The organism is uncultured Zoogloea sp., assembly GCF_937894855.1.
GTDB classification, from domain to species: Bacteria; Pseudomonadota; Gammaproteobacteria; order Burkholderiales; family Rhodocyclaceae; genus Zoogloea; species Zoogloea oryzae.
Genome location: NZ_CALAYQ010000163.1, coordinates 1 through 7,302, shown reverse-complemented (window position 1 = coordinate 7,302; position 7,302 = coordinate 1). Strand labels below are relative to the sequence as shown.

The following is a 7,302-nucleotide window of genomic DNA, read 5'->3' as shown; positions in this document are numbered from 1 at the left end:
GCAGATTTTTGGTGTTGGGCGACGAGATGTTGACGGTGATGTAGCTCGCCAGCGGGTAGGCCTTGTCGAGGCAGATCAGGTAGTCGTCGGCGGCGCGCTCGATGGGGGTGTCGGCGTTCTTGCCGATGTTGATCCCGAGGATGCCGCGGAACTTCATCTGCTGGACATTGCCGATCAGCGCGTCGATGCCGTGGTTGTTGAAACCCATGCGGTTGATGACGCCCTTGACCTCGGGCAGCCGGAACATGCGCGGCTTGGGGTTGCCGGGCTGGGCGCGGGGCGTGATCGTGCCGATCTCGATGAAGCCGAAGCCCATGCGGGCGAGGCCGTCGATAGCTTCGCCATTCTTGTCGAGGCCGGCTGCGAGGCCGATGCGGTTGGGGAACTGCAGGCCCATGACCTCGACCGGCTTGGCCGGAAGCGGGCGGGCGGCAGGAAGCAGGCGACCGGCGAGATTGAGGCCGGCGAGGGTGGTTTCGTGGGCGGTTTCCGGATCGAGGGAAAACAGCACCGGGCGGGCGATTTCGTAGAGCATCCGCCATTCTACCGCAGTGCGGAAAAGTCTTGTTTCTTCAATCAATCCACGGCGATACGCAGCTGTAGCCCGACGTAACCGCTATAACCGGGAAGATTGGGCAGGGCGACCAGATTGGCGCCGACGCGGCCGATCTGGGCCGACGCGGCGGGCAGAACGAGGATGGGTGACGGATAGCCGGTGGCGAGCAGGCCGAAGGCACCAAAGCGGAACGGGCCGGCTTCGAGGGGCATCCAGCGCCCGCCCAGGTAGAAGGTGTTGCGGTCGTAGCTGTTGCGGAAATAGCCCGCGGACGCCACCCAGGGCGTGCCGGTGAACTCGCGCTCCATGCCGAGGCCTGGATTCACCTCGCGCCAGTCGCGGCGGTCGGGCTGGAAATGGTGAGAGACACCGGAGAGCGTCAGCCAGTCCCGGTGCGGGGCGGTGGAGAGGTCGTCGAGGCTGGGCGTGGCGTTGGCGCTGATCGCGGAGCAGGCGAGCGCGGCGGCCCACAGGGCCTGGGTGGTGAGGGTCATGGCGGCGTGGAGTCAGTCGAGGCGGGTGAAGTCGGCGTCGGTGAGGGTGCGCCATTGGCCGCCGATGCGCCCCTGGAGCGGCCGGAAGCGCGCCTTGTATGCCATCTTGCGGCTGTCGCGGATCCAGTAGCCGAGGTAGAGATAGGGCAGCCCGAGTTCGCGGCACACTTCGATCTGCCACAGCACGCCGAACGTGCCGAGGCTGCCGGTGGTGATGTCCGGGTCGTAGAAGGTGTAGACGCTGGACAGGCCGTCGGTGAGGCAGTCGATGACGCTCACCATGCGCAGTATGCCTTCCTCGCGGAACTCGATGAGGCGGCTGTCCACGTGGCTTTGCAGCAGGAAGTGGGTGTATTGCTCGCGATTGTCCTGGTCCATGCCGCCGCCAGCGTGACGGCTGGCCTGATAGCGCTGGTAGAGGGTGTAGTGCTCTTCGGTGAATTCCAGCGGCAGCTCGCGGGGAAGCAGGTGGGCGTGGGCCGACCAGGCACGGCGCTGGCTGCGGTTGGGCTGGTAGTCGGCCACCGGGATGCGCACCGGCACGCACGAGCGGCACGCGTCGCAGTAGGGGCGATAGGTGAAGATGCCGCTGCGGCGAAACCCGCTGCGCACAAGCTCGCTGTACAGCGGGGTGTCGATCAGGTGGCTGGGAGTGGCAACCTGGGAGCGCGCCTGGCGCTCGGGCAGGTAGGAGCAGGCGTAAGGGGCCGTGGCGTAGAACTGCAGCAGGGAATAGGGGTAGTCCTTGAGCATCGCACGTCAGGTCCAGGGGGCTTGGGCACCGTCAATCGGCCAGCGGGCGGGCGGCGGGCCGTCGCAGGTGAGGGTGTCGAGCAGCTTCACGAAATCTTCGCGGGGAATCTCACGGCCACCCAGCGAGGCCAGGTGGCGGGTGGTCATTTGACAATCTAGCACGCGAAAATCCCGTTGCTCAAGGAAGCGCGCCAGGTGCACGAAGGCAATCTTGGAGGCGTCGGTGCGGAGGCTGAACATCGACTCGCCGTAAAAGGCGCGTCCGACCGCCATGCCGTAAAGGCCGCCGACAAGTTCGCCATCGACCCAGGTTTCGACCGAGTGGGCGTAGCCGAGTTCGTGCATCCGGATGTAGGCATCCTGGATGGATTGCGTGATCCAGGTTCCGGTGGCTTCGCGGGTGTCGGCGCAGGCGCGGATGACTGCGGGGAAATCGCTGTCGAGGCGAACTTCGTAGCAGGCGTTGCGGAGCGTCTTGCGTAGCGAGCGGGTGATGCGGATCTGATCGGGAAAGACCACCATCCGCGGATCGGGGCTCCACCACAGGATGGGCTCGCCGTCGTTGAACCACGGGAAGATGCCGCGACGGTAGGCTGCGAGCAGCCAGTCGGGTGTCAGGGCGCCACCGGCCGCAAGGAGGCCGTTGGGGTTGCGCAGGGCGCGGGATGTGGGGGGAAAATCAGGTTGGTCGCCGAGCCAGGGAATCATGTCACAGCGAACCAGGAGGCCGGCGGTGCCGGCAACGGATCAGTTGGCCTGAGTGGGCCGGGCCGAAGCGCTGGGCAGGACGCGGCGGGCGCCGTCGTAGCGGGCAGCCCAGTAGGAAACACGCATGTCCTCGACGCGAACAACGCCGCCGGCAGAGGGAGCGTGCACGAACTGGTAATTGCCGAGATAAATGCCGACGTGGGAGAACGCACGGCGCATGGTGTTGAAGAACACTAGGTCGCCGGGTTTGAGGTCGTTGATCTTGACCTGCTCGCCGGTCTGGGACATCTCGGCTGCAGTGCGCGGAAGGCCGAAGCCAAGGGCGTCCGAGAAGACCTTGCCGACAAAACCGCTGCAATCGAAGCCGGTGAGGGGGCTGGTGCCGCCCATGCGGTAGGGGACGCCAAGGAAGTTGAGGCTGCGCGTGACGAGCGAGCGCATCGAATCGGAGTAGCGCTCCAGCACAGTGGGTGCGGGGGCTTCTTCCTGAGCCGGTGCGATGGGTTCCGCAGCGTTGGCTGCGCCGGAGAGCGCGGCCGCTACAAAAAAGCCGACGATGGTCTTTTTGATAGGCATTTCATCAGTCTACCGAATGACGCAATTAGTGTAAAGAATTTCGACGGATATCGATGTTGCATTGCGCAATGTGCACTGCGCCACAGTATGCCGATGGCAGTGCCGGTAGTATTCGTTCCGCACTGGTCGCGGGCAGTAACGTCCGGGAGGCCGCGCGGAAGATGAGCTGAACCGGTCAGTACATCTTCACAAAAGGGCCCTTCGGCTTTCCGTGGCGAAGCACCCGCGCCAGTCGCACCAACAATCAGGTCACGCAAACAGGTTCAGGATGCCGTCCAGGCCGCTGTGGTTGAGGGCGTAGGATGCCTTCTCCCGGACGACGGGTTTTGCGTGATAGGCGATGCCGACCCCCGCTGCGAGCAGCATCGGCAGGTCATTTGCGCCGTCTCCGGCGGCGATCACGGTTTCGGATGCGAAGCCGTGGTGTCTGCGGACGAGTTCAAGCGTGTGGCGCTTGGCCTCACCGTCGATGATGTCACCTTTCACCTTGCCGGTAAGCTTGCCGGCGCGGATTTCCAGTTCATTGGCCACGGCGTAGTCGAAACCGAGCTGCTTCTGCAGGCGCTCGGTGAAATACGTGAATCCGCCCGACACCAGCACGGTAACGATGCCGGCCTTCTTGAGTCCGGCGATCAGGCTTTCGGCGCCCGGGTTGAGCTTCAGCCTTTCCTGGAACACGCGGCCCAGCGCCTCTTCCGGCAGACCTTCGAGGAGCGCCACGCGGCGGGTGAGGGATTCGCGGAAATCCAGCTCGCCCCGCATGGCGGCTTCGGTGATCTCGGCGACCTCGGTCTTCAGGCCCTGCATGTCGGCGATTTCGTCGATGCACTCGATGGTGATGAGCGTCGAGTCCATGTCGGTGACGAACAGCCGGAAATCCGCAAGCCGCCGCCCCTCGGGCACGAAGGCGAAGTCGAGTTCGTGGGTTTCGCAGTACGCGGCGAGTTCCGGGTGCGGGTTGGCGTTGATGAGCCGAACCGCATTCGGGCCAAGCCGACCCACCCCTTCCGAGCCGGTAAGGGTGGTCAGATCCTTCAGGGCACGGGTTTCGAGCTTGCGTCCCTGGACTACCAGATTCATCAAGCCTGGCTCCGCTGGGGCAGGACGTCGCGCAGGATGTCGCGGGTGTTGCGGATCATCTCCTCGGTGGTCGCCCAATCCACGCAGGCGTCGGTCACCGAGCAGCCGTAGCGCAGCTGGGTGAGGTCGGCGGGGATCGGCTGGTTGCCGGCTTCGATGTTGCTCTCGATCATCAGGCCGACGATGGAGCGGTTGCCTTCGCGGATCTGATGGGCCACGTCGCGCATCACCAGCGGCTGGTACTCCGGGTTCTTCCAGGAGTTGGCGTGGGAGCAGTCGATGACGATGTTGGCCGGCAGCTTGGCCTTGACGAGCGCCTTCTCGGCCAGGGAGACGGACACGGTGTCGTAGTTGGGACGGCCGCCGCCGCCACGCAGCACCACATGGCCGTAGGCGTTGCCACGGGTGCGGATGACCGACGACTGGCCCTGGGCGTTGATGCCGAGGAAGCTGTGGGGGGCGGCGGACGACAGGATGCCGTTCACTGCGGCGTCGAGGGAACCGTCGGTGCCGTTCTTGAAGCCGACCGGGGTGGACAGGCCGGAGGCCATCTCGCGGTGGGTTTGCGATTCGGAGGTGCGGGCGCCGATGGCGGTCCAGGCGATGAGATCGCCGTAGTACTGCGGAGCGATCGGGTCGAGGGCCTCGGTGGCGGCGGGCAGGCCGGCTTCGTTCACCTGCAGCAGGAAGTCGCGGGCCTTCTCCATGCCTTCGTCGATGCGGAAGGAGTCGTCCATGTACGGATCGTTGATGTAGCCCTTCCAGCCGGTGGAGGTGCGCGGCTTTTCGAAGTAGACGCGCATCACCAGCACCAGGGTGTCGGAGACTTCATCGGCGAGCTTCTTGAGGCGCTTGGCGTAGTCGAGGCCGGCGACGGGATCGTGGATCGAGCACGGGCCGACGACGACGAAGATGCGCGGATCCTTGCGGTCGAGGATGGCCTGCAGGGTGCGGCGGCCTTCGAGGACGACGTTGGCGGCAGCGTCGGTCAGCGGGACGCGGGCGACGATCTCTTCGGGGGAGGGCATGCGGTCGAAGGCCGCGATGTTCAGGTTTTCAGTCTGGGCGGTGGTCATGGCGGTGGCTGCTCATCAGCGTGGCGCGCGGGGCGCCGAATCCGGCATTTTACCTCGAAGTGGCGCCGCGCATCGTGCGCCGCGCAAGGCCAAGCACCGACGGCAGGCGGTGATCGACGAAAGGCGGCTTGCGCAGGCTGCGGCTGATCCACACAGTGGTCATGCCGAGGCGTTTGGCGGTGCGCAGGTTGACTGCGCTGTCTTCGACCATGATGCAGCGGGCCGGGTTCAGGCGGTGGTCGCGGAGCAGATGCCGGAAGCCGCGGATGCCGGGCTTGGGGTGAAAGCGCATCTGCTCGACCGAATAGACGTCGGCAAAGTGATGGCGGATGCCCATCACGTCGAGCACGGCTTCGGCGTAACGCCGGGGGCCGTTGGAGAAGACGATCTTGCGCCCCGGCAGACGACGCAGCAGGTGATGCAGCGCGCTGTCGAAGACGACCATCCGGGCGAGATCCGGAAACTGGTGGGTGTCGTCGAGGAAATGGCGTGGATCGGTGCCGTGGTGGCGCATGAGGCCCAGCAGCGTCGCGCCGTAGCGTCGCCAGTAATCCATCCGCATCCGGTTGGCGGCCGGCTCGTCGAGATCAAGTTCGCGCATGAGGTAGGCCGTCATGCTGCGGTTGATGTGGGGAAAAATGTGCGGGCTGGCGTTGTGCAGCGTGTTGTCGAGGTCGAACAGCCAGACGGGTTGCATCGGTCAGACGGGTTTGGGCTGGAAGCGGACGATGGCGCGGCCGTCGTCGGCGACCTTGGGCTCGGCTTTCCAGGCGTGGCCATAGACCACCTCGACGGTGACGGGCAGGCGGTCGTTCTTGCGTAGCTTTTCGTAGTGGCTGCGCAGGTGCTGCCAGTGCCCCTTGCCGACGAGGCCGCGGGGGCGGTTGGTGGAGGCGTTGGTGGAGCCGCTGGTGCGCAGGGCATTGAGCAGGTCGTCGAGCCCGGCGTAGGTGACGGTGATCATGTCCATGTCCATCACTGGGTCGGCAAAACCTGCCTTGACGAGGGCGTCGCCCAGGTCGTGCATGTCGATGAAGCGGTGCAGGTGCTCGGCGTCGGATTGCGGCAGGGACGCGCGGAGTTCTTTCAACGTGTCGGGGCCGAGGGTGGAGAACATCACCATGCCACCTACTTCGAGCACCCGGTGGGCTTCCTTCAGTGCGGGCAGCGGATCGTGCAGCCACTGGAGCATCAGGTTGGACCACACGAGCGACACGCTGCTGCGTGCGAGGGGCAGGGCGGTGGCGTCGGCGCAGATGAAGTCCGGCTCGGCAGGCTTGCCGAAACGCAGCAGGCGCTTGAGGAGGCCGGTGTCGCCGCGGGCCTGGGCGAGCATGGCCGGCGCCGAGTCGATGGCGATGCGGGGAATGCCGGGGTAGCGCTGGGCGAAACCGGGGAGGTCGGCGCCGGGGCCGCAGCCCAGGTCGAGGATCCGCGTCGGGGTGATGCGGATGTAGTCGAGGCGCTCACCCATGCGGCGAGAGACTTCCCGCGCGAGGGTGTCGACCTTGCCGTAGCCCGCGGCAGCCCGTCCGGCTCGACGGCGCACGAGGCGCGGGTCGAGCTGGAAATCGGGAGCGGTCATCGGGTGAGGCTTAGATGGACTTCAGGCCGAGACGGGCGAACAGCTTGTCGTCGGCGTCGGCGTCCGGGTTGTCGGTGGTGAGCAGGCGCTCGCCGTAGAAGATCGAGTTGGCGCCGGCCATGAAGCACAGGGCCTGGAAACCATCGCCGAGCTCCTGACGGCCAGCGGACAGGCGCACGTAGCTTTCGGGCATGGTGATGCGCGCGGCGGCGATCACGCGGACGAAGTCGAACGGATCAATGGCTTCGGCGCTGCCCAGCGGGGTGCCTTCAATCTGCACCAGGTTGTTGATGGGCACGGAATCCGGCGGCGGATTCATGTTGGCCAGCTCGGCGATCAGCGCGGCACGGCTCTTCTTGGTCTCGCCGAGGCCGACGATGCCACCGCAGCACACGTTGATGCCGGCGTCACGCACCTTCTCGAGGGTGTCGAGGCGATCCTGCAGGGTGTGGGTGGTGATGATCTGGCCGTAGA

Annotated in this window: 9 protein-coding genes and 1 pseudogene; all 10 read right to left on the bottom strand. The window is 65.7% G+C overall.

Annotated features, from left to right (window positions below; translation table 11 throughout):
• On the bottom strand, nt 1–535 hold a 535-nt coding region (gene pyrD / locus Q0672_RS18325; protein ID WP_298624577.1), incomplete at its 3' end, for a dihydroorotate dehydrogenase (quinone).
• A gap of 41 nt (nt 536–576) precedes the next feature.
• Nucleotides 577–1,050 (bottom strand): hypothetical protein, encoded by a 474-nt coding sequence (locus Q0672_RS18320; RefSeq protein ID WP_298624575.1) that lies wholly within the window; start codon nt 1,048–1,050, stop codon nt 577–579.
• A gap of 12 nt (nt 1,051–1,062) precedes the next feature.
• Nucleotides 1,063–1,803 (bottom strand): arginyltransferase, encoded by a 741-nt coding sequence (locus Q0672_RS18315; protein WP_298624573.1) that lies wholly within the window; start codon nt 1,801–1,803, stop codon nt 1,063–1,065.
• Nucleotides 1,804–1,809: 6 nt separating this feature from the next.
• Entirely contained in the window at nt 1,810–2,511 is a 702-nt protein-coding gene (gene aat, locus Q0672_RS18310) for a leucyl/phenylalanyl-tRNA--protein transferase (RefSeq protein WP_298624571.1), read from the bottom strand.
• A 39-nt stretch (nt 2,512–2,550) separates the two neighbouring features.
• Nucleotides 2,551–3,087, bottom strand: a complete 537-nt coding sequence (locus tag Q0672_RS18305; protein WP_153161776.1) for a C40 family peptidase — start codon at nt 3,085–3,087, stop codon at nt 2,551–2,553.
• A 249-nt stretch (nt 3,088–3,336) separates the two neighbouring features.
• A complete protein-coding gene (gene serB / locus Q0672_RS18300; RefSeq protein WP_298624565.1) occupies nt 3,337–4,167 on the bottom strand; it encodes a phosphoserine phosphatase SerB in 831 nt (276 codons plus the stop codon).
• A complete protein-coding gene (locus Q0672_RS18295) occupies nt 4,167–5,243 on the bottom strand; it encodes a 3-deoxy-7-phosphoheptulonate synthase (RefSeq protein ID WP_298624563.1) in 1,077 nt (358 codons plus the stop codon). Before Q0672_RS18295 ends, serB begins: the two co-directional genes overlap by 1 nt.
• A 49-nt stretch (nt 5,244–5,292) precedes the next feature.
• Nucleotides 5,293–5,940 (bottom strand): pyrimidine 5'-nucleotidase, encoded by a 648-nt coding sequence (locus Q0672_RS18290; RefSeq protein ID WP_153161773.1) that lies wholly within the window; start codon nt 5,938–5,940, stop codon nt 5,293–5,295.
• A 3-nt stretch (nt 5,941–5,943) separates the two neighbouring features.
• Nucleotides 5,944–6,828 (bottom strand): methyltransferase domain-containing protein, encoded by an 885-nt coding sequence (locus Q0672_RS18285; RefSeq protein ID WP_298624560.1) that lies wholly within the window; start codon nt 6,826–6,828, stop codon nt 5,944–5,946.
• 10 nt (nt 6,829–6,838) lie between these two features.
• A pseudogene (locus Q0672_RS18280) lies at nt 6,839–7,302 on the bottom strand (biotin synthase); the annotation flags it as partial.

Coding starts and splice junctions, on each gene's coding strand:
- serB (WP_298624565.1), bottom strand. CDS start 4,167: ATGAATCTGGTAGTCCAGGGACGCAAGCTCGAAACCCGTGCCCTGAAG.
- Q0672_RS18290 (WP_153161773.1), bottom strand. CDS start 5,940: ATGCAACCCGTCTGGCTGTTCGACCTCGACAACACGCTGCACAACGCC.
- aat (WP_298624571.1), bottom strand. CDS start 2,511: ATGATTCCCTGGCTCGGCGACCAACCTGATTTTCCCCCCACATCCCGC.
- Q0672_RS18305 (WP_153161776.1), bottom strand. CDS start 3,087: ATGCCTATCAAAAAGACCATCGTCGGCTTTTTTGTAGCGGCCGCGCTC.
- Q0672_RS18320 (WP_298624575.1), bottom strand. CDS start 1,050: ATGACCCTCACCACCCAGGCCCTGTGGGCCGCCGCGCTCGCCTGCTCC.
- Q0672_RS18295 (WP_298624563.1), bottom strand. CDS start 5,243: ATGACCACCGCCCAGACTGAAAACCTGAACATCGCGGCCTTCGACCGC.
- Q0672_RS18315 (WP_298624573.1), bottom strand. CDS start 1,803: ATGCTCAAGGACTACCCCTATTCCCTGCTGCAGTTCTACGCCACGGCC.
- Q0672_RS18285 (WP_298624560.1), bottom strand. CDS start 6,828: ATGACCGCTCCCGATTTCCAGCTCGACCCGCGCCTCGTGCGCCGTCGA.